The organism is Sphingopyxis sp. J-6, from assembly GCF_046603995.1.
Taxonomy (GTDB): domain Bacteria; phylum Pseudomonadota; class Alphaproteobacteria; order Sphingomonadales; family Sphingomonadaceae; genus Sphingopyxis.
In genome coordinates this window covers 1,613,522-1,639,417 of record NZ_CP145810.1, presented here as the reverse complement: position 1 = coordinate 1,639,417, position 25,896 = coordinate 1,613,522, and the positions used below count along the sequence as shown (strand labels likewise).

The 25,896-nt window shown below is 65.9% G+C and carries 25 protein-coding genes; 16 read left to right on the top strand and 9 right to left on the bottom strand.

The annotated features are described in order from the left end of the window. Positions 1–41 precede the first annotated feature (41 nt). The 5 genes from V6U71_RS07805 to V6U71_RS07785 all read right to left on the bottom strand — a co-directional run bounded on the left by V6U71_RS07805 (position 42) and on the right by V6U71_RS07785 (position 7,015). Positions 42–569, bottom strand: coding sequence for a DUF1254 domain-containing protein (locus V6U71_RS07805; RefSeq protein WP_411341718.1), 528 nt, complete (start codon positions 567–569; stop codon positions 42–44). A gap of 1 nt (position 570) precedes the next feature. After that, a complete protein-coding gene (locus V6U71_RS07800) occupies positions 571–1,146 on the bottom strand; it encodes a DUF1214 domain-containing protein (RefSeq protein ID WP_411341717.1) in 576 nt (191 codons plus the stop codon). A gap of 16 nt (positions 1,147–1,162) precedes the next feature. Then, positions 1,163–3,823 (bottom strand): pyruvate, phosphate dikinase, encoded by a 2,661-nt coding sequence (ppdK, locus tag V6U71_RS07795; protein WP_411341716.1) that lies wholly within the window; start codon positions 3,821–3,823, stop codon positions 1,163–1,165. A 112-nt stretch (positions 3,824–3,935) separates the two neighbouring features. Next, complete coding sequence (glyS, locus tag V6U71_RS07790; protein WP_411341715.1) at positions 3,936–6,137, bottom strand: glycine--tRNA ligase subunit beta; 2,202 nt, start codon at positions 6,135–6,137, stop codon at positions 3,936–3,938. Beyond that, complete coding sequence (locus tag V6U71_RS07785; RefSeq protein WP_411342323.1) at positions 6,134–7,015, bottom strand: glycine--tRNA ligase subunit alpha; 882 nt, start codon at positions 7,013–7,015, stop codon at positions 6,134–6,136. Before V6U71_RS07785 ends, glyS begins: the two co-directional genes overlap by 4 nt. A gap of 272 nt (positions 7,016–7,287) precedes the next feature. Between V6U71_RS07785 and V6U71_RS07780 the strand changes: the two genes are divergently transcribed. From V6U71_RS07780 to V6U71_RS07735, 10 genes are all read left to right on the top strand, one after another. After that, positions 7,288–7,599, top strand: coding sequence for a UrcA family protein (locus V6U71_RS07780; protein WP_411341714.1), 312 nt, complete (start codon positions 7,288–7,290; stop codon positions 7,597–7,599). 184 nt (positions 7,600–7,783) lie between these two features. Next, positions 7,784–7,999 (top strand): helix-turn-helix transcriptional regulator, encoded by a 216-nt coding sequence (locus V6U71_RS07775; RefSeq protein WP_054725688.1) that lies wholly within the window; start codon positions 7,784–7,786, stop codon positions 7,997–7,999. Next, positions 7,989–8,612 carry a hypothetical protein gene (locus tag V6U71_RS07770; protein WP_411341713.1) on the top strand — a complete coding sequence of 208 codons (624 nt, stop codon included), beginning with the start codon at positions 7,989–7,991 and terminating at the stop codon, positions 8,610–8,612. Before V6U71_RS07775 ends, V6U71_RS07770 begins: the two co-directional genes overlap by 11 nt. A gap of 64 nt (positions 8,613–8,676) precedes the next feature. Next, the gene (locus tag V6U71_RS07765; protein ID WP_411341712.1) at positions 8,677–9,603 is read left to right on the top strand and encodes a TraB/GumN family protein; all 927 of its coding nucleotides are present in this window, start codon (positions 8,677–8,679) and stop codon (positions 9,601–9,603) included. Further along, positions 9,600–10,499: a TraB/GumN family protein gene (locus tag V6U71_RS07760; protein WP_411341711.1), complete on the top strand. Its 900-nt coding sequence runs from the start codon at positions 9,600–9,602 to the stop codon at positions 10,497–10,499. Before V6U71_RS07765 ends, V6U71_RS07760 begins: the two co-directional genes overlap by 4 nt. A gap of 110 nt (positions 10,500–10,609) precedes the next feature. Continuing rightward, positions 10,610–11,251 (top strand): 50S ribosomal protein L25/general stress protein Ctc, encoded by a 642-nt coding sequence (locus V6U71_RS07755; protein ID WP_411341710.1) that lies wholly within the window; start codon positions 10,610–10,612, stop codon positions 11,249–11,251. Positions 11,252–11,317: 66 nt separating this feature from the next. Continuing rightward, positions 11,318–11,887, top strand: a complete 570-nt coding sequence (gene pth / locus V6U71_RS07750; protein WP_054725677.1) for an aminoacyl-tRNA hydrolase — start codon at positions 11,318–11,320, stop codon at positions 11,885–11,887. Beyond that, positions 11,884–12,294: a GNAT family acetyltransferase gene (locus V6U71_RS07745; RefSeq protein ID WP_411341709.1), complete on the top strand. Its 411-nt coding sequence runs from the start codon at positions 11,884–11,886 to the stop codon at positions 12,292–12,294. The genes pth and V6U71_RS07745 overlap by 4 nt, the downstream gene beginning before the upstream one ends. A 55-nt stretch (positions 12,295–12,349) precedes the next feature. Next, entirely contained in the window at positions 12,350–13,342 is a 993-nt protein-coding gene (locus tag V6U71_RS07740; RefSeq protein ID WP_411341708.1) for an SDR family oxidoreductase, read from the top strand. A 145-nt stretch (positions 13,343–13,487) separates the two neighbouring features. Beyond that, positions 13,488–15,362 (top strand): PhoX family protein, encoded by a 1,875-nt coding sequence (locus V6U71_RS07735; protein WP_411341707.1) that lies wholly within the window; start codon positions 13,488–13,490, stop codon positions 15,360–15,362. A gap of 47 nt (positions 15,363–15,409) precedes the next feature. Here V6U71_RS07735 and V6U71_RS07730 read toward each other — a convergent pair whose 3' ends face one another. After that, positions 15,410–16,075 carry a CAP domain-containing protein gene (locus V6U71_RS07730; protein ID WP_411341706.1) on the bottom strand — a complete coding sequence of 222 codons (666 nt, stop codon included), beginning with the start codon at positions 16,073–16,075 and terminating at the stop codon, positions 15,410–15,412. 126 nt (positions 16,076–16,201) lie between these two features. On the opposite strand from V6U71_RS07730, the gene ychF reads away from it, so the two are divergent. Both ychF and V6U71_RS07720 read left to right on the top strand, forming a co-directional pair. Then, on the top strand, positions 16,202–17,299 hold the full coding sequence (gene ychF, locus V6U71_RS07725; RefSeq protein ID WP_411341705.1) for a redox-regulated ATPase YchF: 1,098 nt from the start codon (positions 16,202–16,204) through the stop codon (positions 17,297–17,299). A gap of 53 nt (positions 17,300–17,352) precedes the next feature. Next, complete coding sequence (locus V6U71_RS07720; protein ID WP_411341704.1) at positions 17,353–17,652, top strand: GIY-YIG nuclease family protein; 300 nt, start codon at positions 17,353–17,355, stop codon at positions 17,650–17,652. Between the two features lie 49 nt (positions 17,653–17,701). Here V6U71_RS07720 and V6U71_RS07715 read toward each other — a convergent pair whose 3' ends face one another. Further along, positions 17,702–18,100, bottom strand: coding sequence for a MerR family DNA-binding protein (locus V6U71_RS07715; protein ID WP_411341703.1), 399 nt, complete (start codon positions 18,098–18,100; stop codon positions 17,702–17,704). A 41-nt stretch (positions 18,101–18,141) separates the two neighbouring features. Between V6U71_RS07715 and V6U71_RS07710 the strand changes: the two genes are divergently transcribed. The 4 genes from V6U71_RS07710 (at position 18,142) to V6U71_RS07695 (ending at position 23,246) form a co-directional block, all read left to right on the top strand. Further along, a complete protein-coding gene (locus V6U71_RS07710; RefSeq protein ID WP_411341702.1) occupies positions 18,142–18,879 on the top strand; it encodes a MauE/DoxX family redox-associated membrane protein in 738 nt (245 codons plus the stop codon). A gap of 2 nt (positions 18,880–18,881) precedes the next feature. Continuing rightward, positions 18,882–20,561, top strand: coding sequence for a copper resistance system multicopper oxidase (locus V6U71_RS07705; RefSeq protein WP_411342322.1), 1,680 nt, complete (start codon positions 18,882–18,884; stop codon positions 20,559–20,561). Further along, positions 20,558–21,610: a copper resistance protein B gene (locus tag V6U71_RS07700; protein ID WP_411341701.1), complete on the top strand. Its 1,053-nt coding sequence runs from the start codon at positions 20,558–20,560 to the stop codon at positions 21,608–21,610. The genes V6U71_RS07705 and V6U71_RS07700 overlap by 4 nt, the downstream gene beginning before the upstream one ends. Before the next feature lie 67 nt (positions 21,611–21,677). Further along, positions 21,678–23,246 (top strand): alkaline phosphatase D family protein, encoded by a 1,569-nt coding sequence (locus V6U71_RS07695; protein WP_411341700.1) that lies wholly within the window; start codon positions 21,678–21,680, stop codon positions 23,244–23,246. 21 nt (positions 23,247–23,267) lie between these two features. On the opposite strand, the gene V6U71_RS07690 is transcribed toward V6U71_RS07695, so the two are convergent. Together V6U71_RS07690 and mutL are read right to left on the bottom strand one after the other, a co-directional pair. Then, the gene (locus V6U71_RS07690) at positions 23,268–23,780 is read right to left on the bottom strand and encodes a hypothetical protein (RefSeq protein WP_411341699.1); all 513 of its coding nucleotides are present in this window, start codon (positions 23,778–23,780) and stop codon (positions 23,268–23,270) included. 127 nt (positions 23,781–23,907) lie between these two features. Continuing rightward, positions 23,908–25,737, bottom strand: a complete 1,830-nt coding sequence (mutL, locus tag V6U71_RS07685; protein ID WP_411341698.1) for a DNA mismatch repair endonuclease MutL — start codon at positions 25,735–25,737, stop codon at positions 23,908–23,910. Between the last annotated feature and the right edge of the window lie 159 nt (positions 25,738–25,896).

Genomic DNA, 25,896 nt, shown 5'->3' with positions numbered 1-25,896 from the left:
GAGAGGCGCCTTTAAGACCCGATGCGCGGGGGCGCAACCCCCTATTTCTTATTTGTGACCGTGGCGCACGACGACTCGCGCCGCGCCGCGTCGAGCCCGCCGATTTCCTCGGGATCCTTGAGCAGCAGGCGGATCAGCGCGATGCCGCGGTCGTGGTCGGTGCGCACGACCTCGGCCCCCGCGGGCACCGCCTGCCCCGCCCGCGCAACGATGATTCGATAGGGCTTGCCGCCCGCCTCGACATCGTTGCGGACGAAGATCACGTCGGTCGCCGCGTCGAAGACGCTGAGCGAACTATACCGTCCCGCCACCGGGGCCACGTCGATCGACACCGGCCCCGCCGACAGGTCATAGGGACAGCTCGAATAGGCGAGATCGGGACTCGGCCGCACCACCGGCTGGCGCTCGGGGGTCGCGAGATTGCCATAGGACATCGTGTTGACGCCCTCCTGCCCCAGCCGCTCCATCGCGACGTTCATCAGCCCGTAAGGGATATAGAGGATCGCGGCCCATGCTGTCGCGGCGGCGACGATCAGACCGAACAGGATCGGGCCGAACCAGCCGCGCATCTCAGCAGCCCTCCTTCACGAGGCGCGGCAGCACCGCCTTTTCGGGATCGGCCCGGAACGTCTTGCCGGGATTGTACATGCGCAAGGTTAGCTGAAAAGGCCGTCCCTTGATCCCCGGCAACCAGGCCGCGCCGGCTGGCTTGTCGGGCGAAATCGTGACGCGCCACTCGCCCTTCGCGTCGAGCGCGACATTCGCGCCGTTGACCGACCAGGTGCGCGCCGGATTATCCACCAGATAGCCTTTGTCGTCATAGACGGTGACGCTCCACCAGCGCGCGTCGAGCGGCGTTCCCGATAGGCTGTATCGGCAATTGCCGTCGAGCGGCGCGCCCGCCGCATCGACCTTTGCCATCCAGTAGACGGTTTCCTTCGCGGGTAGCGCGAGCAGTCCCGAGCGCGCGACCATCGCGCGCGTCAGCGGATCGGTCGCCTTGGTCCCGTAACCGAGCGAGGTCGTCCAAGGCCCGTTCCGGATTCCGCCGTCGCCGAGCCCGCCATTGGTCAGCCCCCAGGCGCCGCCGAGCCCCACCGCCAATCCGCCCACCAAGGTGATCGCATAGCGGTGCCAGCTCTTCATGACGCGCCCTCCCCGGCTATTTCGCCTTCAGCGCCGCCTGGGCTGCCGCCAGACGTGCGATGGGCACACGGTAGGGCGAGGCGCTGACATAGTCGAGGCCGGTCTTTTCGCAGAAATGGATGCTCGGCGCGTCGCCGCCATGCTCACCGCAGATGCCGAGCTTGACGTCCGGCCGCGTGGCACGGCCGCGGTCGGCGGCAATCTCGATGAGTTGCCCCACGCCCTCGACGTCGAGGCTGACGAACGGATCGGTCAGGAAAATGCCCTTGTCGACATATTGCGTCAGGAAGCGGCCCGCGTCGTCGCGGCTGATGCCGATCGTCGTCTGGGTGAGGTCGTTGGTGCCGAAGCTGAAGAACTCCGCCGTCTCGGCGATCTCGCCTGCCATCAGCGCGGCGCGCGGCAGTTCGATCATCGTGCCGACCAGATAGGCGATCTCGCGGCCCTTCTCGGCGAACACCGCCTTGGCCTGCGCATCGACGACCGCCTTCATCAGGTCGAACTCGCGGCGCGTTGCGACGAGCGGAATCATCACCTCGGGGATCGGCGCGGCGCCGGTTTCGGCGGCGACGTCGCACGCCGCCTCGAAGATCGCGCGCGCCTGCATTTCGTAGATTTCGGGATAGGTGACGCCGAGACGGCACCCGCGATGGCCGAGCATCGGGTTGAACTCGTGCAGCTCGTTCGCGCGCGCCTTGAGCGCTTCGATCCCGACGCCGGCGGCCTCGGCTACGACGGCGAAATCCTCCTCGCGCGTCGGCAGGAATTCGTGGAGCGGCGGGTCGAGCAGACGGATGGTGACCGGCAGGCCGGCCATCACCCCGAAGATCGCGGCAAAGTCGCCGCGCTGTTCGGGGAGCAGCTTGGCGAGCGCGGCGCGGCGGCCGTCCTCGCTTTCGGCGAGGATCATCTCGCGCACCGCGGTGATCCGCGCCGCGTCGAAGAACATATGTTCGGTGCGGCAGAGGCCGATGCCCTCGGCACCGAAATCGCGTGCGACCTGTGCATCGGCCGGGGTTTCGGCGTTGGTACGCACCTTCATCCGCCGCACCTTGTCGGCCCATTCCATCAGCGTGCCGAAATCGCCGACGAGTTCGGGGAGCAGGGTCGGAACCTCGCCAGCCATCACTTCGCCGGTCGAACCGTCGAGCGTCAGGATATCGCCTTCGCGCAATTCGCGCCCGGCGACCCGCAGAACGCGGGCATTGCCGTCGATGCTGAGCCCACCGGCACCCGAAACGCAGGGGCGCCCCATGCCGCGCGCAACGACGGCGGCGTGGCTGGTCATCCCGCCGCGCGCGGTCAAAATGCCCTTGGCGGCGTGCATGCCGTGAATATCCTCTGGCGACGTCTCGACGCGGACGAGGATCACTGCCTCGCCCATGCCGGCCGCCTTTTCGGCGCTGTCGGCGTCGAACATGATCTTGCCCGAAGCCGCGCCGGGGCTCGCGGGAAGCCCCTTGGTCAGCACATCGCGCGGCGCCTTGGGATCGAGCGTCGGGTGGAGAAGCTGGTCGAGCGCGCCCGGATCGACGCGGCCGACGGCCTCTTCCTCGGTAATCAGCCCCTCGGCCGCCATGTCGACCGCAATCTTCAGCGCCGCCTTGGCGGTACGCTTGCCCGAGCGCGTCTGGAGCATCCACAAGGTCCCGCGTTCGACGGTGAACTCGATGTCCTGCATGTCGCGATAATGCGTCTCGAGCGTGTCGAAGACGCGGCCGAGTTCCGTGAAGGTCTCGGGCATTGCCTCTTCCATCGACAGCGGCTTGGCGCCCGCCTTTTCGCGCGCGATCTTGGTCAGATATTGCGGTGTGCGGATGCCCGCGACGACGTCCTCGCCCTGCGCATTGATCAGCCATTCGCCGTACCAGGCGCGCTCGCCGGTCGCGGGGTCGCGCGTGAAGGCGACGCCCGTCGCCGAGGTGTCGCCCATGTTGCCGAACACCATCGCCTGCACATTGACCGCGGTGCCCCATTCGCCGGGGATGCTGTTGAGGCGGCGATAGACTTTGGCGCGGTCGCTTTCCCAGCTTGCGAAGACGGCGCCGACCGCGCCCCACAGCTGGTCGTTCGGTTCCTGCGGGAACGGTGCGCCGGTCTCGCGCTCGACGATTGCCTGATATTCCTTGACCAGCGCCTGCCAGTCTTCAGCCGACATTTCTGTGTCGAGGTAGAAGCCCTTGTCTTCCTTGGCGATTTCCAGCGCTTCCTCGAACTCAGCGTGGTCGAGGCCCATGACGACGTCGGCGTACATCTGGACGAAGCGGCGATAGCTGTCCCACGCGAAGCGCGGATCACCCGACGCTTCGGAGAGGCCGACGACGGTGCGGTCGTTGAGCCCGAGGTTGAGGACAGTGTCCATCATGCCGGGCATCGACACGCGCGCGCCCGAGCGGACCGAAACGAGCAAAGGATCGGCCGCATCGCCGAATTTCTTGCCGGTGATGCCCTCGATATGCGCGATGCCGGCCGCGACATCCTCGACCAGCCCGGCCGGGAATTGTTCGCCGTTCGCGTAATAAGCGGTGCAGACGTCGGTGGTGATCGTAAAGCCCGGCGGAACCGGGAGGCCGATCGAGGCCATTTCGGCAAGGTTCGACCCCTTGCCGCCGAGCAATTCCTTCGAGCGTTCGGCCGTCGTGGCCGGTCCACCGAACAAATGCACCATCTTCGTCATGTCATGCTCCTGCTGCCCCGGGGAGGAGGTTGCGGCTGGGTAGGTATGCAAAGCCAATTGGTCGATTCAGAATTACTTCGTTCGTTATAAGCTGCGGCACATAACGCCCGCGTCAGCCCTCGATCTTCGAGAAATCCGCGACGCCATGCACCGCGCCGGTAAATCGCCCGAGCAGGCCGAGGCGATAGGCGCGCACCGCTTCGTCGGGATCGTTGACCATCACGCCCTCGAAAAAGGCGTCGATCGGCGCACGAAGGCTGGCGAGCGCCGCCATCGCGTCGGTGAAGCGTTCGTCAGCGACCGCGGCGGAGGCCGCAGGCTGGGCAGCGTCGAGCGCGGCTAGCAGCGCAGCATCGGCTTCGGTCGGCGCCGCCGCCGCGGCAGCAGTACCGCTCACCCCGCCCGCCTGCTTCAGGATATTCGCAGCGCGCTTGTAGCCTGCAAGCAGGTTAGCGCCGTCCTCGGTCGCCATGAAGGCTTGGAGCGCTTTCACGCGGGCGAGCAGACGGACAAGATCATCCTCGCCGCCAAGCGCGAACACCGCGTCGATCAGGTCATGACGAACGCCGGCTTCGCGTTGTTGGACTTTGAGGCGATCGGCAAAGAAGTCGAGGAGGTCTGTAGTTCCTTCACCCGCCTTCATCACAATCTTGCGCCCCTCTTCAGTCGCGCTCGGCATGGAAGTACGCAAGCCTGCTGCAAGCATTGCGTCCGCAGCAGAGTCCCCAAAGCTGGTCTTCAGCTGAGAAAATAATCCGGCAGCGACTTTACCAAGCGAAGGTTCAGATCTTTTCAGCAAATAAATTGCGTGCTGAAACAGCGGCTCGCCTAACCGCAGACGAGTATTTTCAGCCATAAGCAGCTGGATTACCCCAATCGCAGCCCGTCGAAGCGCAAACGGATCCTTCGATCCAGTTGGCTTCAAACCGTATGCAAAAAAACCAATCAACGTATCCAGCTTGTCCGCCAACGCCACGGCTACCGTCACCGGCGCCGTCGGCACGTCATCGCCCTGCCCGACCGGCTTGTAATGGTCGCGGATCGCGTCGGCGACGGCGTCGGGCAGGTCTTCGGCGCGGGCGTAATAGCCGCCCATCAGGCCCTGTAGCTCGGGAAACTCGCCGACCATTTCGGTGACGAGATCGGCCTTGGCCAGTTCGGCTGCCTGCCGCGCGAGCGCGGGGTCGCAATTGGGCACGATGCCTTCGCTCGCCAGCCATTCGGCGAGCTTCGCGACGCGCTCGACCTTGTCGGCAACGGTGCCCAGCTTTTCGTGGAAGGTGATGTTTTTGAGCTTTTCGGCGTGCTGCGCGAGCGTCTTCTTCTGGTCCTGTTCCCAGAAGAAGCGCGCATCCGAAAGCCGCGCCGTGAGCACCTTGCGGTTGCCCGCGACAATCTCCGCGCCGCCGTCTTTCGCGTCGATGTTCGCGGTGCAGACGAAGCCGTTGGCGAGCTTGCCGTCGGCGCCGTTCACGACGAAATATTTCTGGTTCACCCGCGCGGTGAGCTGGATGACCTCGGGCGGCACTTCGAGGAAGGCGGTGTCGAAGCGGCCGAGCAAGGGAACCGGCCATTCGGTGAGCCCGGCATTCTCGATCACCAGCCCCTCGTCCTCGACCAGCGTCAGCCCGGCGTCGGCCGCCGCCTTGGCGGCGCCGTCGCGGACGATGTTCTGGCGTTCTTCATGGTCGACGATGACATGGCAGGCGCGCAGCTTCTCGGCATAGTCGGCCGCCGAGCCGATGGTGATCTCGCCCGGGCAATGGAAGCGGTGGCCGCGCGTCGCGAAGCCCGCGGAAATCCCGCTAACTTCACACGCAACCAGATCTTCGCCGAAGATCGCGACGATGCCCGACAGCGGGCGCACCCAGCGCAGGCTTTCACTGCTCGCGCTTCCCTTGCCCCAGCGCATCGACTTCGGCCAGGAAAAGCCGCGGACGATCGCCGGGATCGCTTCGGCCAGCACCTCGGCGGTCGCGCGGCCGGGCTTGTCGATCACCGCGAAATACACGCCGTCGCGGTCCTCGAGCTGGTCCTGCGTCAGGCCGGTCTTGCGGAGGAAGCCCTCAAGCGCCTGCGGCGGCGCGCTGCTGCGCGGGCCCTTGAGTTCTTCGCTGACTGCGGCGGTCGCTTGCGGAAGATCGCGCGCGATCAGCGCCAAGCGGCGCGGGGTCGACCAAATGGTGAGCTCGCCCGCTTCGAGGCCCGCGGCGCTCAATTGCGCGCGGAACAGCTTTTCGAGTTCGGCGCGCGCGCCGGCCTGCATGCGGGCGGGAATTTCCTCGCTGCGCAGTTCGAGAAGAAAGTCTGTCACAGCGTCCACCCCGGATATTTCGCGGTCCAGCGTTCGGACTGGCTGTCGATCCACGCCTTGCAACTGCCCTTCGCAAGATCGCGGACGCGCGCCATATAATTGGCGCGTTCCTGCACGCTGATCACGCCGCGCGCCTGCAAGAGGTTGAACAGGTGGCTCGCCTCGATCGCCTGATCATAGGCCGCGAGCGGCACGCCTGCTTCGATCGCGCGCTTGCACTCTTCCTCGGCGGCCTTGAACCCGGCAAACAAAGTATCGGTATCGGCGACCTCGAAATTCCATTTCGAGAACTGGCGCTCATTCTCGAGAAATACGTCGCCATAGCTCACCGCCGCGACATCGCCGACCGCGTCGGAGAAGCGCAGGTCGTACACATTGTCGACATTCTGGATATACATGGCGAGGCGTTCGAGCCCGTAGGTCAGTTCGCCCGCGACAGGCTTGCAGTCGAAGCCGCCCATCTGCTGAAAATAGGTGAACTGGGTGACTTCCATGCCGTCGCACCAGACTTCCCAGCCTAGCCCCCATGCGCCGAGGGTCGGCGATTCCCAGTCGTCCTCGACGAAGCGGATGTCGTGGAGCAGCGGGTCGATGCCGATCGCGGCGAGCGACCCCAGATATTGTTCCTGCAGGTCGGCGGGCGACGGCTTCAGGATCACCTGATACTGGTAATAATGCTGGAGCCGGTTGGGGTTTTCGCCATAGCGGCCGTCGGTCGGACGCCGGCTCGGCTGGACATAAGCGACGTTCCACGGCTCGGGGCCGAGGCTGCGCAAGGTCGTCGCGGGATGAAACGTCCCCGCCCCGACGCGCATGTCATAGGGCTGCAATATCGCGCAACCGCGCGCCGCCCAATAGGCGTGCAGGGTCAGGATCATGTCCTGGAAGCTCAGGGATTTCTTTTCCGCCTGGTCGGCCACGAATCCGCTCTTTCGCAGGTGCAACAATTGCCGCCGCCCTTGGCGCAGCGGGGCCGCAGGGTCAAGGCGCGTGACGTTGCCGTTCACCTCGAAAACGCCCAGCCATGTCACGGTTGCACGGCTTTTTGTCAGGTGTTGTTGACATAGTCAGCGAATCACGACATATGGTCATGGAAACCTGACACAAAGACAGGTGAACGCGACCAACGTGACAGAAAAGGAAAGATCTCATGATTACCCGCGCCGCGATCCTCGCACTTTCGCTCGCCTTGGGCGCTCCCGCAGTCGCCGCTCCTGCCAGCTACAGCGCGAGCGAATATGTCCATATCGGCGATCTGGACCTCGCTCTGGCAAGCGACCGGCAAACACTCGATGCGCGGATCGCTAGCGCCGCGCGCCGCCTCTGCCGCAGCGATCTGCGCGGCACGGCCGAACTGGCGCTACGCACCGAATGCATCGCGGCCGCGACCAACGGCGCCAGGGCGCAGGCCGAACGGGCGGTTGCCGAGGCCGATCGCGGCATCCGGCTCGCCGCGCGCTGATCGCCGGCGTGGCAGGTTTCGCACTTTCGCTCCGGCCGGTACTCCCCGGTAACGGCCGGCGACCTGAGCTGGAGCGCCGCACTACACGGCAGCGCTCCAGTCTCTTGGCGAAACTTTCCGTTGCACTCCGCCGGATTTTGCCCATGCCGGAACAAACCCGACGCGAAGGCTGGCGAGGCGCCGAATGAACAACAAGCTGAAAGTGCTGCGCGCGATGCGGAACTGGAGCCAGGCCGAACTCGCCGACCGGCTCGACGTCTCGCGGCAGGCAGTAAACGCAATCGAAACAGGGAAATATGACCCGTCGTTGCCGCTTGCTTTCAAGCTGGCACGACTGTTCGCGATGCCGATCGAGGAGATTTTCGACGATGGTTCCGAAGGAAGCAGCCATGACATCTGATCCCGCCGGAAAGCGCAAACGCCCCAGCCTGATCTGGCCGGTGGTCATCGTGTTCGTCACGATATTCCTGATGGGCCTCGCGGCGGGATATCTCGACGCGATGCGCGAGGCGGGCAAGAACGCGCCGCCGGCCGCCGTCGGCGCCGGGCTGGCCTTGCTCGCCGGGATGGCCGCGATGGGCCTTTACCTGCGGCGGGTCGGCAAGTTCTGGGAGGGGTGGTCGAAACGCAAGCGGCTCTACTGGATCTCCCTCGCCGTCGCCGCGACGATCGGCGTGTTGTCGGGGATCCTCGATCGCAGCGGGACAAGCAATCCCGGCGATCCGCTGTTCGGTAACGGCGCCTTGTCGCCGGCCGTCGCCATCGCGCTGGCGCTGTTGTGGGCGGGCGGCCTGGCGGTCCTGATCCCGCTCTACGAACGCTCGATCGACGATCACGAGCGGCAGGCCTATTGGCGCGCGGGGCTCGCCGGCTATTACGCCTTCATCATTCCGGCCCCCGCATGGTGGGTGCTGCACCGCGCCGGGCTGGTGCCGCCGGTCGATGCGATGCTGCTGTTCCTCGCGGCGCTGCTGGTCAATGCCGCGGTCTATTTTTGGCTCAAGTTCCGCTGAATATTACACCTTCCCTGCCCGCACGGCCCCGGCCATGAAGGCCGAAAATGAAAGGCAATTCCCCATGAAGAAATGGTTGAAGACGCTCGCGATCTCCTGCGCCGTCATCCCCTTCGCGCAATGCGCGCTGGCGCCCGGGCACAATGTGGCGCGCGCTGTCGAATCCTCGGCGGCGGTGACCGACGTCGATCCCGCGCTGTGGGTGGTGAAGGACGAAGACACGACCATCTATCTTTTCGGCACCGTCCATGTGCTGAAGCCAGGTCTCGGCTGGTTCGACGATGCTGTGAAGCGCGCCTTCGACAAGTCGGACCAGTTGATGCTCGAAATCGTGCTGCCCGAAGATCCGGCGGAGATGGCACAAAAGATGATTCCGCTCGCGCTCGACCAGAGCGGCAAGACGATTTCGTCGCGCCTCAGCGCCGATGAACTCAAGGCCTATCAGGCGGCGATGACCGGCCTCGGCATCCCGGTGGCGCAGTTCGACAGGTTCGAGCCGTGGTTCGCTGCAATGACGCTGTCGATCGCGCCGCTCGCCCAGTTGGGTTACGATCCCGAACAGGGTGCCGAGAAACAGCTCACGGCCGCCGCGAAGGCTGCAGCCAAGCCGGTGTCGGGGCTCGAGACGGTCGATCAGCAGCTCGGCTTTTTCGACGGCCTGCCCGAAAAGCAGCAACTCGCTTTCCTCAATTCGGTGGTCAAGGACATCGACAAGCTCGGCCCGACGCTCGACAAGACGGTGGTGCTGTGGGGCAAGGGCAACACCGAGGCGCTGGCGGTCGCGATGAACGAAAGCATGGCCGCGACCCCCGAACTCGCCAAGGTGTTGCTGTTCGACCGCAACCAGCGCTGGGCCGACCTGCTCAAGGCGCGAATGGATCGACCCGGCACCGTCTTCGTCGCCGTCGGCGCGGGCCATCTCGCAGGCGAGCATAGCGTGCAGGATTTTCTGAAGGAACGCGGACTGACCGCCGAGCGGATCGAATATTGAGGCCCGACACGCTTCCTTTCCGGCCTTGGGGCCGCCGCCTCGCGGCGGTCCTCTTGCCGTGGCTGCTCGCCGGTTGCGGCGCCGCTGTACCCGAAACGCCCGCGCGGCCCGCGATGTGGCTGGTCGAGGATGACGATACGCGCATCTATATGCTCGGCACGATGCACGCTCTGCCCGCCGGCACCAAGTGGGACGCCGGCAAGGTCGCCGACGTCGCCGATGCGGCCGACGAGCTGATACTCGAACTGTCGCCGCAGGAACTGTCGGCGGCTGGGGAAGTGTTCCGGACGCTGGCGCCGCGATCCGCGCCGCTGCCGATGGACAAGCGGCTCCCGCCGGAAGCGCTGACACAATATCGCGCACTCGAGGCGACGGGCGGCGATTTCGGCGGCGATACGCTCGACGACTGGGCAGTCATGGTCCTGATGGGCCAGCGCGTGACGCAAAATGCCGAATTCGATCCATCGCGCGGCGTAGAATCGCGTCTCACCGCGCAATTCGCAGCGGCGGGCAAGCCGATCGGCGGCCTCGAAACGGCGCACGGGCAACTGAACCTGTTCGAAACGCTCGACCCGCAAACGCAGCGGACGCTGCTCACCCGCGCCGTCAAGGGGACGGACAAGGCCGTCGAGGACGTCCGGGCGCTGACCGCATCATGGGCGCGCGGCGATCTCGTCGCGCTCGAAAAGGTGATCAACGAGGATGTCGATGCGGTCCCGGCGGCGCGCCAGGCGATCCTGACCGACCGCAACCGGCGCTGGAGCGCGTGGGTGAAAAAGCGGCTGGACCGCCCCGGCACGGTGTTGATGGCGGTCGGCGCCGGCCATCTGGTCGGCACCGACGGCGTTCCCGCGATGCTCGGCGCCGACGGGCTGGAAGTGAAGCGCGTGCAATAGGCCGCGTGCCGCTTGCAATTCCGCCGCTTCCCCGCTAAGCGCCCCGGCTTCCGTCATGGTCATCCCTGGAGGCGTGGCGGAACTGTGTAACTGTTTCTCGGAGAAATATGATGAGCGATCAGCTGACGCTGACGGCCGAGACGCGCGAACGCGGAGGCAAGGGAGCCTCGCGTGACCTGCGTCGTAATGGCCGCGTCCCCGCCGTAGTCTATGGCGGCAAGGAAGAACCCCTGATGATCCACGTCGAAGAAAAGCTGCTGATGAAGCAGCTCATGACGGGTCACTTCATGAACTCGGTCGTGATGATCGACGTGGGCGGCAAGACCATCCGTACCCTGCCGAAGGACGTCGCTTTCCACCCGGTAAAGGATCGCCCGATCCACGCCGACTTCCTGCGCATCGCGAAGGACGCCACGGTTCAGGTTGCGGTGCCCGTCTCGTTCCAGAACGAAGAAGCCTCGCCGGGCCTGAAGCGCGGCGGCGTGCTGAACATCGTTCGCCACGAGCTGGAACTCGTCTGCGACGCGGACAAGATCCCCGACGAGATCGCGATCGACGTGACCGGTTTCGATGTCGGCGATTCGATCCACATCAGCAACGTCACCCTGCCCAAGGGCGTGGCGAGCGCGATCACCGACCGCGACTTCACCATCGCCACCATCGTCGCTCCGTCGGCGCTCAAGTCGAGCGATGGCGACACGACGAAGGATGACGGCGAAGGCGAAGCAGCCGAAGGCGGCGAAGAAGCCTAAGCTTTTCAGGATCGCCCCTCCCCGCGCGGGAGGGGCGTTTCCACCAGACCCGGGAAAGGCACCACCATGCAGCTCTGGGTCGGCCTCGGCAATCCCGGGCCACAATATGCGATGCACCGTCACAATGTCGGCTTCATGGCCGCCGATGTCATCGCCGATTTCTACGACTTCCCGGCGCCCGCGAAGAAATTCCAGGGCTGGGTCCAGGAAGGCCGCATCGGGTCGCAGCGCATCCTGCTGCTCAAACCCGCTACCTTCATGAACGAAAGCGGCCGCAGCGTGCGCGCCGCGCTCGATTTCTACAAATTGACGCCGCAGGACGTGACGGTCTTTTACGACGAGCTCGATCTTGTGCCGATGCAGGTCAAGGTGAAACGCGGCGGCGGCGCGGCGGGCCATAATGGCATCCGCAGCATGATCCAGCATATCGGCGAGGATTTCCGTCGCGTGCGCATCGGCATCGGCCATCCGGGGCACAAGGACCGCGTCACCGGCCACGTCCTCGGCAATTATCACAAGAGCGAGACGGAACCGCTGATCGACCTGCTCGGCGCGATCGCCGCCGAGGCAAAATGGCTTGCCGACGGCGACGATGTGCGCTTCGCCAGCGATCTTGCGTTGCGGCTGCAGGGATGATCGGCATCCGCGCCGCGACGCCGGGCGATTGCGACGCGGTGGTGGCGGTCTGGGAAACGTGCGGGCTCACCCGCCCGTGGAATGACCCCGTCGCCGATTTCCGGCGGGCGCTGGGTCATGACGCGGCGACGGTGATCGTCGCCGAAGAGGACGGACGGATCGTCGGCACGGCGATGACCGGTTTCGACGGACATCGCGGCTGGATCTATTATCTCGGCGTCGCGCCCGACCGGCAGGGTCGCGGTATGGCGCGGCAGTTGCTGGACGCCGCGTGCGACTGGCTGCGCCAGCGCGGTTGCCCGAAGGTCGAACTGATGGTGCGCGAAGGCAACCCCGCGGCGGGCCTGTACGAGCATCTCGGCTGGGAACGGCAGCCGGTGCACGTCTTCGCGCGCTGGCTGGCCTGAGGCGATTTGGAGCGCTCGCGAAAGTGATGCATGATGGGCCGGAAAGGAGCCCGTCATGACCGAGCCTTCCCGCCCCAGCCGCCGCGAACTGATCGCCGGCGCCGCCGCCCTCACCGCCGCCGCCCCCGCCCTGCTCCACGCCGCTGTCCCCGATGCGCCGTCGCTGAAAGGACGCACCATATTGATCACCGGTGCATCGAGCGGTTTCGGCCGCGTCGGTGCGCTGCTCTATGCGCGGGCGGGCGCCAGGGTGATCGCGACGATGCGCGGGATCCCGCGTCCGGAGGCCGAGACGCTGGCGGCCGAGGCTGCCAAAGACGGTCTGGACCTGCACATCGTCGAGATCGACGTGACCGACGACGCATCGGTCGCCGCGGGCACTGCGAAGGCGCTCGACCTTGCCGGTGGGCGCATCGACACGCTGATCAACAATGCCGGGATCGGCATCACCGGCCCCGTCGAGGTGCAGGATATGGAGGCGACGAAGCTGATCTTCGACACCAACGTCCTCGGTATCCAGCGCATGCTTCGCGCGCTCCTGCCGCAGATGCGGGCGGCGAAAAGCGGACAGATCTTCAACATCTCGTCGCAGCTCGGCCGCGTCATCGTGCCCGGCGGCGGCCATTATTCGGCGACCAAGTTCGCGGTCGAGGCTTTGTCCGAACAGCTTGCCTATGAACTCGTCCCGCACGGGATCGAAGTGACGATCATCCAGCCCGGCGGCTATCCGACGCGCGTGTGGCAGAACCGCAACGTCTATACCGGGGCACTGAAAGACCGCAGCGATCCGGCGCTGCTTGCCGCCTATGCGCCTTTCACCAAGGGCATGGGCGAGGAGGACGGCAGCGGGCGCAGCGCCGACCCCGCCGATGTACCGCGCGCGATCGCCGAGATCATGGCGATGCCGGCCGGCACGCGCCCGCTCCGCCGCGCCGTCCATCCCGGTGCCAAGCCGCAGGAAGCGATCAACAAGGTCGCGTCGGAGGTTCAGCTTGCCTGGCTCGGCGGATCGCCGCTGGGACCGCTCATCAAGGCGGTGCACGACTGAACCGGGCGGCTCCTGTCACAGGATCGTCACTAAAGTCGCATCGTCCCGACATGCCGGAGCAATGCTGCTGACACCTGCCTCTGCAATCGGGGGGCTCCACCGGGACCAGTCAGGCCCCGGGGCCCACCGAAAACAGGGGATCTGCATGTCACATCTTACCGACGAGGCCCGCGCGCCTTATCGCCGCGAAACCGCCGATCTCGGCAGCAGCGGCAGCCTCGAGGCGATCGTCGCCGAAAATCCGTCGCGCCGTTCGATCCTCCGCCAGGGCCTGTTCGGCCTGTCGGTGATTCCCGCCGCCGTGCTGGCGGGCTGCGACAGCGATGGCAGCGAACCGCCGGTCACCGTCCCGCCGACGCCCACCCCGACACCGACGCCGACCCCCACCCCGCCGCCGAGCTATACGGTCAGCTTCGCGTCGGTCGCGGCGAACCAGAATGACACCGTCACCGTACCCGAGGGCTATAGCGTCGACGTCCTTCTCAAGGCGGGCGATTCGATCGAGAGCGGCACCGCCTATGCGGGCAGCTACCCGACCCCAGCGGTCGCCGAAAAATGGGCCGGCGGCAACCACGACGGGATGGAATATTTCGCGCTGTCGGGCGTCGATCCCAATGTCGGCGGCCTGCTGGCGATGAATTACGAATATCCCGACTTCAACATCCTGATGGCGGACGCCTATGACGCGGCCACCGCGACGCCCGAGCAAAAGGCGCTCGCGCTGTCGGCGGTCGGGATCGGCGTCGTCGAGGTCGCCAAGGGCAGCGACGGCAAATGGGCCGTCAAGTCGGGTTCGACCTATAACAAGCGTTACACCGGCAACAGCAGTTATCGCGCCGGCGGCCCCGCTGCGGGTCTGTTGTCGGGCACGATCAAGGGCATGCTCAACAATTGTTCGAGCGGCCGCACGCCGTGGAACACCTATCTGACGTGCGAAGAGACGATGAACAATTATTTCGATCCGACGCAGCCGGCGACCAACTATGGCTGGGTGGTCGAGATCGATCCGCTGCGCGAACTGGCGCAGCCAACGAAGCGCACTGCGATGGGCCGCTTCAACCACGAGAATGTCGCCTTCATGGCGAACAGCGACCGCCGCGTCGCTTTCTATATGGGCGACGATACGACGCCGGGCTGCATCTATAAATTCATCCCCGAACGTGCGTACAGCGACGCAAACCGGGCGGCGAACACCGATCTGCTCGACTATGGTACGCTCTATGTCGCGCGCTTCAACGCCGACGGATCGGGCGAATGGCGCGCGCTTGTCGTCGGTGAGAACGGCCTGGTCGCAGGCGCGTCGGACCCCGGCAACGTCAGCCAGAGCACGACGCCGCCGACGCCAGTGACGGTCGATTTCAACAACCAGGCCGACGTGCTGATCAACTGCCAGGCGGCGGCGCGCGTCGCCGGGGGCACCGTGATGGACCGCCCCGAATGGCTGACCGTCGCCCCCGACAACAAGGCCGTGTTCGTAACGCTGACCAACAACAGCGGCCGCAAGGTCACCGACGCCGCCAATCCGCGCGTGACCAACCTCCACGGTCATATCGTCAAGTTCCGCGAGGAAGGCGATTCGCCGCTGGCGACGAAGTTCAGCTGGGAAATCTTCCTGCTGGCAGGCGATCCCGCGCTGGCGTCGGGGGGCAGCAACCTGGTCGGCAATATCGACGGCGACACCTTCTCCAGCCCCGACGGGCTGCGGATCGACCCGCAGGGCCGCCTGTGGGTGCAGACCGACCATAGCGTCCCGGGCAATTCAGGCGTCGCGGGAACGACGATCGATCAGGCGTTCGGCCACAATGCGATGTTCTATGTCGACCAGACGACGAAGAAGTCGAAGCGCTTCCTCGTCGGCCCCGTCGGCTGCGAGATCACCGGCCTCGCCTATACCCCCGATCTCACGACCTTCTTCGTGAACATCCAGCATCCGACGGGCGACTGGCCGATCGCAGGCGAAGAACCGCGCTCATCGACCGTCGTGGTGCGGCGCACTGACAGCCAGCCGGTCGGCAACTGACCGGACCGGGGCCGGCTTCGCATCGCGAGACCGGCCCCGTCCTCCGCTTATTCGGCTTTCGCCGCAGGCCTTCTCGGTGGCGGCGGCGGCGATCCGTCGGCGGTCTGCGACATCAGGGTCACGCACATCGTCCGGTGCACCGGATGCCGGCCGCACGCGATGCCGGCATAAAGGTGCGTCGGCCGGAGCAGGCTGTGACGGTGGCCGCGATCGGGTACCCCGTCGTCGATCAGCAATTGCTGGATCACGCCTTCGGGACTGTGATGGCCATAGGTGATCACCTCATTGACATAGGGCCCGCCGCCGAGCGCCTTCATCCGTTCGCCCGGACCGCGCCCCTTTGTATAATGGCCGACCGCGCCCGACCGCGACTGGTCGGCGACATGGCTGGCAGCGGCGCGCGCGAGCAGGTCGCTCTGCGCGAGGCGCGACAAGGGCTTCTGGTGGCGAAGGTCGCGGATCGCCTCGTCGACCGCCGCCACGCCTTCGTTGGTCATGATGTCGATCTCGCCGCCTTCTTCGGCGAGCAATATCTTGCCGTCGAAGCGCGGGCGATAGCTGCGCAGGATATCGGCATAGCCCGCAGGATCCTCGCGAAAATAATTGAGTTCGGCGAGCACGTCGGCCTCGAAGCGGCTGGGTGCGGCTGCGGCGCCGGCCGCGCCGATCGTCAGCAGCAGCGCTGCGGCGATCCATCGGGACGATCTGATCATGCTATGGCGATAAAGGCGCGAGGCTGAACGCGCCACAACCATATTGCGCGCGGAAGGCTGGCGCCGGGGCGCACTTGGCGCTAGGGGCGCTGCAACACCGGCCTCTTGCCGATCTACGGAGTTTTTATGGGTTTCAAATGCGGGATCGTCGGTCTGCCCAATGTCGGCAAGTCCACCCTGTTCAACGCGCTGACCGAAACGGCGGCGGCGCAGGCGGCCAACTATCCTTTCTGCACGATCGAGCCGAATATCGGCAATGTCGCGGTGCCCGACGCGCGCCTCGAGAAGCTGGCGGCGATCGCGAGCAGCAAGAAGATCATCGCGACGCAGCTTGCCTTCGTCGACATCGCCGGGCTCGTCCGCGGCGCATCGAAGGGCGAAGGGCTGGGCAACCAGTTCCTCGGCAATATCCGCGAGGTCGATGCGATCGTCCACGTGTTGCGCTGCTTTGAGGATGACGACATCCAGCATGTCGAGAACAAGGTCGACCCGGTCGCCGACGCCGAGACGGTCGAGACCGAGCTGTTGCTCGCCGACCTCGAAAGCCTTGAAAAGCGCGTTCCCGCCTTTGCCAAGAAGGCGGCGCAGGGCGACAAGGAAGCGAAGATCGCCGCCTCGGTGCTCGGTCAGGCGCTCGACCTGCTGCGCGACGGCAAGCCCGCGCGGCTCGTCGAGCCGAAGGATGTCGAGGAAGCCCGTGTCCTGCGCACTGCGCAACTGCTGACCTCGAAGCCCGTCCTTTATGTCTGCAACGTCGACGAAGGCAGCGCCGCGAACGGCAACGCCTTCTCCGAAAAGGTGTTCGCCAAGGCGGCAAGCGAGGGTGCGCAGGCGGTCGTCGTCTCGGCCGCGATCGAAAGCGAGCTGGTGACGATGGACATGGCCGACCGGCTCGAGTTCCTCGAAGAAATGGGCCTGCACGAAACCGGCCTCGCGCGCGTCATCCGCGCCGGCTACGAACTGCTCCACCTCATTACCTTCTTCACCGTCGGCCCGCAGGAAGCGCGCGCCTGGACCGTCCATACCGGCGCCACGGCACCCGAGGCCGCGGGCGAAATCCACAGCGATTTCCAGAAGGGCTTCATCCGCGCCGAAACCATCGCCTATGACGATTATGTCACGCTGGGCGGCGAAGCGCGCGCGCGCGAAGCTGGCAAGCTACGCGCCGAAGGCAAGGCCTATGTTGTGCATGACGGCGATGTGATGCACTTCCTGCATAGCTAAGCTGCCTGAACTTCGTCATTGCGAGGAGCGCAGCGACGAAGCAATCTCCAGCCATGCGCCCGGACGCCCAGCCTGCAGTCTACATCATGACCAATCGAAAAGATGGCGTGCTATACACGGGCGTGACATCGAACCTGATCGGTCGCGTATGGCAGCATCGAGAGAAGCGTAGCGGCTTTTCGGCGCGCTATCGATGCGACAAGCTGGTCTGGTTCGAGATGCATGACGATATGTATTCGGCCATTAGTCGCGAGAAGCAGATTAAAGCGGGATCGCGGGCGAGGAAAATCGCTCTTATTGAAGTCGGCAATCCGGCATGGCGCGACCTATATCTCGATTTGACGGGCGAATAGGCCGATAGCTGGAGATTGCTTCGTCGCCTGCGGCTCCTCGCAATGACGTCTACGGCTCGAACGCCGCAAGGATCGGGCACGGCCCCTTCTCGCTCGCCGCACATTGGTCGGCGAGGCGTGCGAGCGCGGCGCGGGTTTCGGTCATCTGGGCGATCTTGGCGTCGAGCGCGTCGATCCGCTGGCGTGCGAGGCTGCGCACGCGGGCGCGATCGTCGCTCGCTTCGAGCGCCAGCAGTTCGGAAATCTCGTCGAGCGTGAATCCCGAAGCTTGCGCCGCGCGGATGAACTTCAGGCGGCGCAGGTCGTCGCCGCCATAGCGGCGAACCCCGCCGCCCCAGCCGCCGCCGCTACGGGCCGGCGTATCGAGCAGGCCGCGGCGCTGGTAATAGCGGACGGTCTCGACGCCGACATCGCCGGCCTGCGCCAATTTGCCGATCGTAAATTGCATCGCTTGACTCCGTACCATGGTACGGAAGCTATATGGGGTGGATGACGAAACAGGCAACACTCTATCGCATGGTCATGCCCGGCCATATCTGCCCCTATGGCTTGAAGTCGAAACACCTCCTCGAAAGCCAGGGCTTCGCGGTCGACGACCGCTGGCTGACGACGCGCGAAGCGACCGACGCGTTCAAGGCCGAACAAGGCATCAGGACGACGCCGCAGACCTTCATCGACGGGGTGCGCATCGGCGGCCACGACGATTTGCGCCGCCATTTCGGTCTGAAGGTCGCCGATCCCGACGCCACCAGCTACACGCCGGTGATCGCATTGTTCGCGATGACCGCAATGATGGCGTCCGCCGCGAGCTTCGCGGTCGAGGGGCATGTCCTGACCATCCGCGCCGCCGAATGGTTCATCTCGTTCAGCATGGTCGTGCTCGCGCTGCTCAAGCTGCAGGACGTCGACAGGTTCGCAACGATGTTCCTCAATTACGACCTGCTCGCGCGGCGCTGGGTGCCCTATGCGAGTATCTACCCCTTTGCCGAGGGGCTTGCGGGCGTGCTGATGACCGCGCATGCCCTGCCCTGGCTGTCGATCCCGGTCGCGCTGTTCATCGGCGGCATCGGCGCCGTATCGGTGTTCAAGGCGGTCTATATCGACAAGCGCGACATCAAATGCGCGTGCGTCGGCGGCAGCAGCAAGGTGCCGCTGGGTTTCGTGTCGCTGACCGAGAATGTGATGATGATCGCGATGGCGCTGTGGATGCTCGGGAGGATGATGTGAGCATGGTTATCGACCGGCGATCGCTCCTCGCTGCGGGCGGCGCCGCGGCGCTCGTGCCGTGGCTTCCCGCCTGGGCGCAGCCGATATCGTCGGGCCTCCCGACCGTCGATGGCAGCGACATCCACCTCAAGATCGCGCACCGCATGCTGACCGTCGACGGCAAGACGAGCCATGCGATCGGGATCAACGGCACCATCCCCGGCCCGCTCGTGCGGCTGAAGGAAGGCACGGATGCGCGCATCCACGTCACCAACGCGCTGCCCGATGAAGACAGCTCGATCCACTGGCACGGGCTGATCCTGCCCTTCCATATGGACGGGGTGCCGGGGATCAGCTTTCCCGGCATCGCACCGGGCGCGACCTTCACTTACGAATTCCCGGTCAAACAATCGGGCACCTACTGGTACCACAGCCATTCGGGGTTGCAGGAACAGATGGGCCATTACGGCCCGCTGGTCATCGATCCCGCAGGTACCGACCCGGTCGCCTACGACCGCGAGCATGTGATCGTCCTGTCGGATCACAGCCCGCTTCATCCGCATGTCCTCTTCAAGAAGCTCAAGCAGATGGGCGGTTATTTCAACCATCAGAAACAGACGCTGGCCGGGCTGCTCGCGGGCAAGGACCAGCCGCTGAAGGACCGCATCGCCTGGGGTGCGATGCGGATGGACCCGACCGATATCAGCGACGTCACCGGCGCCGCCTATACCTATCTGGTCAACGGCCTCGGCCCCGATGACAACTGGACCGGACTGTTCCGGCCCGGCGAGCGCGTGCGGCTGCGGATCATCAACGCCTCGGCGATGACGACCTTCAACGTCCGTATCCCGGGGCTGAAGATGGACGTCGTGCAGGCCGATGGTCTCAATGTACGACCGGTCAAGGTCGGCGAATTCCAGATCGCGGTCGCCGAAACCTATGACGTCGTCGTCGCCCCCGGCGACGGGGCGTATTCGCTGATCGCCGAAAGCTCCGACCGCTCGGGCATGGCGCGCGCGACATTGGCGCCCCGCGCCGGGATGACGGCGCCGGTTCCGCCGCTGCGCCAGCGCCCGCTCGCGACGATGCGGGACATGGGGATGGGCGGCATGGATCATGGCGCAATGGGCCATGGCGGGAAAACCATGAAGCACAGCATGCGCGACATGAGCCTTGCCCCCGCGGTCAAGGACACGCCGACCGTGCAGAGCATCTCGCCGATGCCCGTCGACCGCACCGGCGATCCCGGACAGGGTCTGGACGGCGAACCCGACGTGCTCACCTATCGCGACCTCGTCGCGCTCGACCGCAACCCCGACACGCGCACGCCGTCGCGGCAGCTGCAGATCCACCTCACCGGCAATATGGAGCGCTATATGTGGGCGTTCGACGGGGTGAAGATGAACGAGGTCAAGGCGCCGATCCCCTTTACCGAGGGCGAGCGCGTCCGCGTGACCTTGGTCAACGACACGATGATGACGCATCCCATCCACCTGCACGGTCATTTCTTCGAACTGGTGACCGGCAAGGGCGACCATGCGCCGCGCAAACATACCGTCAATGTCCAGCCGGGCGGCAAGGTGACGTTCGACCTCACCGCCGATGCGCCGGGCGACTGGGCGTTCCACTGTCACCTGCTCTATCACATGCACGCCGGGATGATGCAGGTGGCGACGGTCCGGCCAGCGGGGGAAGCGGCATGAGCCTGCTCGCCCTGCTCCTCCTTGCCGCGCAGCACCAGCAGCACGAGATGCCGGCGCCCGAACCCGCCGCGCCCGCCTGTTCGCCCGAGCACGCCGCGATGGGACATTGCACCCTGCCCGAGCCCAAGGCGCCGCCAGCGCCGCCCCCGCCGCCAGCAGCACCGCCAGTGCCTTCCTGCACGCCCGAGCATGCGGCGATGGGGCATTGCACGATGCCGGTGCCTGCGCCGCCGCCGCCGCCCGCCTGCACCGCGGAACATGCCGCGATGGGTCATTGCACGCTCCCCGAAACACCCACCACCCCCGGCGCGGGCAACGCCCCTCCCCCGCCCGCGCCGCGCGTCGGCGCCGCAGATGCAATCTTCGGCGCCGACGCCATGGCGGCCGCGCGCGCGCAGCTCTACGCCGAACATGGCGGCGGCACGATCTCGCAGGTCATGGTCGACATGGCCGAAGCGCGCATCGGCAAGGGCGGCGACAGTTATGTCTGGGATGCCGAGGCGCGCTTCGGTGGCGACATCGACAAGCTGGCGATCAAATCCGAAGGCGAAGGCGATTTCGGCGGCCGGCTGGAAGACGCCGAGATTCAGGCGCTGTGGAGCCATGCGGTCGGGCCCTATTTCGACGTGCAGGCCGGGGTCAGGCAGGATTTCGGCCCCGGCCCGTCGCCGACGCACGCCGTGCTCGGCTTCGAAGGCCTCGCACCCTATTGGTTCGACGTCGAAGGCGCGCTGTTCCTGTCCGACAAGGGCGACGTCTCCGCGCGCCTCGAGGGCAGCTATGACCAGCGCATCACCCAGCGGCTGATCCTGCAACCGATGGCCGAAGTCGAGGCGGCGTTTCAGGATGTCGCCGAGCGCGGCATCGGCGGCGGCTTTTCGAGCATCGAGCTCGGCGTCCGGCTGCGCTACGAAATCGACCGCGAATTAGCGCCCTATGTCGGCGTCGCGTGGGAGCGCAAGCTCGGCAAGACGGCACGGCTGGCGCGCGCGACAGGCGACGACGTATCGCGCCCGGCCTTCGTCGCGGGCATTCGTTTCTGGTTCTGACGACGCATTGATGTAACTTTCGGCTCGTCTAGCGAAAGCCATCGATTCGCACCTCCACGGAGCCGCCATGGTCAGCCGCCGCCATTTCCTTGCCTCTGCGACGCTCGCGGGGCTTGCCGCCCCCGCGATCCTCCGCGCCCAGGGCGGCCTGTTCCGCGAGTTCCCGTTCAGCCTCGGCGTCGCGGCGGGCGATCCGGCGAGCGACGGCTTCGTCATCTGGACCCGCCTCGCGCCCGAGCCGATGGCGCCGCACGGCGGCATGCCGCTTGTGCCGGTACCGGTCGACTGGGAGGTCGCGAACGACAGCGGCTTTCGCGAAATCGTGGCGACGGGCACCGAACTGGCGCGGCCCGAACTCGGCCACAGCGTCCATGTCGAGGTCGCCGGACTGCAACCCGACAGGCCCTATTATTACCGCTTCACCGCCGGCGGCGAACGCAGCCTGCGCGGCCGTGCGCGTACCCTGCCGCGGGTCGGCGCGCCGGCCGATCCGCTCAAGTTCGGCGTTTGCGGCTGCCAGCATTTCGAAAGCGGCTTTTTCGGCGCCTACCGCCACCTCGCGCGCGAGGAACTCGCTTTCGTCTATCATTACGGCGACTTCATCTACGAATATAGCCAGGACTATCTGTTCAGCGACGGCCTGCCGAGCCGTCCGGTGCGCAAACATGCGTTCCGCAATCTCGTCGACCTCGGCGACTACCGGCTCGCCTATGCGCAACAGCTCGGCGACATGGACCTGCAGGCGGCACGCTGCACCCATGCCTTTCTGTCGAGCTTCGACGATCATGAAATCCGCAACGACTGGGTTTCGGACATCGACAACTGGAAGCTCGGCCTCGACACCAACGATCCCGACGCGCCGCCGCCCGAAGTCTTCATGCTGAAGAAGCAGGCGGCGATGCAGGCGTGGTACGAACATATGCCAGTGCGCCGCGCGCTGTTGCCGCGCGGCGGCATGGTCGCGCTGAACCGCGAGCTTCGTTACGGCGACCTGATGGCGATGCAATTGCTCGATACGCGGCAATATCGCAGCGACCAGCCGTGCGAAGACGGGTTCAAACCGGCCTGCCCCGGCGTCTATGACAAAAATGCCGCGGTGCTCGGCAAGGCGCAGGAAGACTGGCTCAACCGCAATCTCGGCACCGGGGGCGCAACGTGGAATGCGCTGGCGCAGCAGGTGACGATGATGTCGCTCGACCGCCGCCGCGACCCGGCCGAGCCCGCAAAGATCCTGAACCTCGATAGCTGGGCGGGTTACGAGACGCCGCGCGAGCGGATGCTGGCGCGCATGGGCGGGCTAAAGAATGTCGTCGTGCTGACTGGCGACGAGCACCAGAATTTCTGCGGCGACCTGATCCACAAGGACCGGGTCGTCGGCGGCGAATTCGTCGGCACCTCGATTTCGAGCGGCGGCGACGGCAGCGACAAGCGCAACGGCAGCGACGAATGGCTCGCGCTCAACCCCGAACTCAAATTCGCCAACGACCAGCGCGGCTATATGGTCTGCGAGGTCGGCCGCGCGGCCTGGCAGACGCACTTCATGGTCGTCGACAAGGTGACGACGCCGGTCAACACGCTGTCGAAGCGCGCGACGGGGGTGGTCGAGAATGGCCGCGCCGGGATCACGATGGCGTGACCCCGGCGTGATCCGGCGGCGTCAGGCGCCGCAGGCCCACTCGCCGTCGAAGCTCTGCTCGCCGCCATAGGTGCGGCTGGCAACCAGCTTGGCCGGATAGACGGTCTGCTCGTTGCCGGTCTTCTTCGAGGTTTCCGACGTCCGCGCGATGGCCAGTTTCAGGCCGGGGCCCGACAATTCCATACCCTTTTCGAGCGCGCCGAAACCGCCCGAACCTGCGACGCGCTGGACGCGATCACCGATCTTCACCGCACCCTCGGTCAGGGCGTCTGCACCGACGTCGGCCTTGGCGACCAGCGCCGCGCCATCCTGTCCCTTGACGGTGAAGCTGCAGCCGAGTTCACCCTTGAGCGCGAGCAGTTCGCCCTTGCCGATCGCCTTCAGCTCGATCGGCGTATCGCCGCCTGTGTCGGGCAGCTTCTTCTCGGCGGTTTCGGTCTTGGCGGGGGGTGTCTTGGCCTCGGACTGGCGTTCGCCCGAACAGCCGGCAAGCAGAAGCAAGGCGCACAGCGGCGCCGCAAGAGGGGATTTCATCGACTTTTTTCTCCTTTGGTCGGGGGACTGGCGAGCAAGGGGAGCCCGTTCGTTCCGACGACGCTGAGCTTACTAACGATCGAGGTTAAGGCGCGCAATACCGTGGTTGCGCCGATGCGCAGGGCCTTTACTTGCGCCCGAACAGCTTCTCCACATCGTCCATCGCCAGCTTCACCCACGTCGGACGGCCATGATTGCACTGGCCCGAATGCGGGGTGATTTCCATCTGGCGGAGCAGCGCATTCATCTCGGCAACGTTGAGCGTCCGGCCGGCGCGCACCGATCCGTGGCACGCCATCGTGGCGGCGACGAGTTCGAGCTTTTCATTGAGGCCGAGCGCCGCGTCATAGCCGGCAAGATCGTCGGCGATGTCGGTGACCAGCTTCTGGCAATCGACCGCGCCGAGCATCGCGGGCGTCGCGCGCACCATCACTGCGGCGGGGCCGAAGCGTTCGACCTCGACGCCCAGCGCAGCGAGTTCGGCCGTCGCCGCCTCGACCCGGTCGCACGCCGGCTCGTCAAGTTCGACGACCTCGGGTAGCAGCAGCCCCTGCGAGGGCACGCGCTGGCCGCTCATCCCGCGGCGCAATTGTTCGAGCACCAGCCGTTCGTGCGCGGCATGCTGGTCGACGATGACGAGCCCGTCCTCCGCCTCGGCGACGATATAGGTGCGCGCGATCTGACCGCGCGCGACGCCGAGCGGATGCTCGGCGACGTGCGGCACCGGCGCGGTTGCAGCTTCGGCGCGTCCCATTGGCAGGGCTTCTCGCGGCAGCGCGCCCGGCGGCGGCGCAAAATCGACGACCCGATCGCGCAACAGCGCCATCGTCGCGGTGTCGCCGTCGGCGCCGAACAGATGTGTCGCGGGCGCATGCGGATGCGGCAAATGCGCCGCGAACAATGTCGGGGCCGGCGCCACCGGCTCCTGCTGCCAGGCTGCCGCGGCCGCTTCGGTGGGCCGCTGGACACTGCGAAAGCCATGTTCGTCGAGTGCGCGGCGAAGTCCGCCGACGATCATGCCGCGGATAAGCTGCGGGTCGCGAAAGCGCACTTCGGTCTTGGCGGGGTGGACGTTCACGTCGACCTCGCTGGTCGGCACGTCGAGGAACAAGGCGACGACGGGATGGCGGTCGCGCGCGAGCAGGTCGGCATAGGCGCCGCGCAGCGCGCCGACGAGCAGCCGGTCCTTCACCGGCCGCCCGTTGACGAACAGATATTGGTGATCGGCGATGCCGCGATTGTAGGTCGGCAGGCTGATGACGCCGCCGAGATGCACCTCGCCGCGGTCGAGATCGACGCCGATGCTGTTCGCGGCGAGTTCGCGCTGGGTCAGCGCCGCGACGCGCGCCAGCCGGTCCTGCCCGCTCTGCACGTCCAGCACACGGCGCCCGTCATGCTCGACGGTGAAGCCCACATCAGGCCGCGCCATCGCGAGCCGCCGCACGACGTCGAGGCAGGCGGCATATTCGCTACGCCCGCTGCGCAGGAACTTGCGCCGCGCCGGCACCCGCGCGAACAGGTCCTCGACGAGGACGCGCGTGCCCTTCCCTAATGCCGCGGGCCCTTCGGCAACAACCACGCCGTTATCGACGATGCGCCTCCAGCCGTCGCCGCCGGCGACGCGGCTTTCAAGCGTCAGCCGCGCGACGCTCGCGATCGACGGCAACGCCTCGCCGCGAAAGCCCAACGTCGTGACATCCTCGATCGCACCGTCGGGCAGCTTCGACGTCGCATGGCGTTCGAGCGCCAGCGCCATGTCGGCGGCAGTCATGCCGCAGCCGTCGTCCTCGACTTCAAGGCGTAATATTCCGCCCTCGGCGATTCGCACCGAAATGCGAGTCGCACCGGCGTCGATGGCGTTTTCAACCAGTTCCTTGAGCGCCGCGGCGGGTCTTTCGACCACTTCACCGGCTGCGATCCGATTTACTAGCTTTTCCGGCAGGCGGCGTATTGACATAGACGCTCTCGTAGCGCAGTCGGACGCAAATCGCGACCCACCCGCACAGCCCCGATCATTTTGTCCAGCCAGCCCCCGTGGACGAGCCGGAATCTTCCCCTGATTGCTGCTGTCGCCGGCCGGGCGCGCGGGTAAAAATCACGACAGGGGCGCACTCCG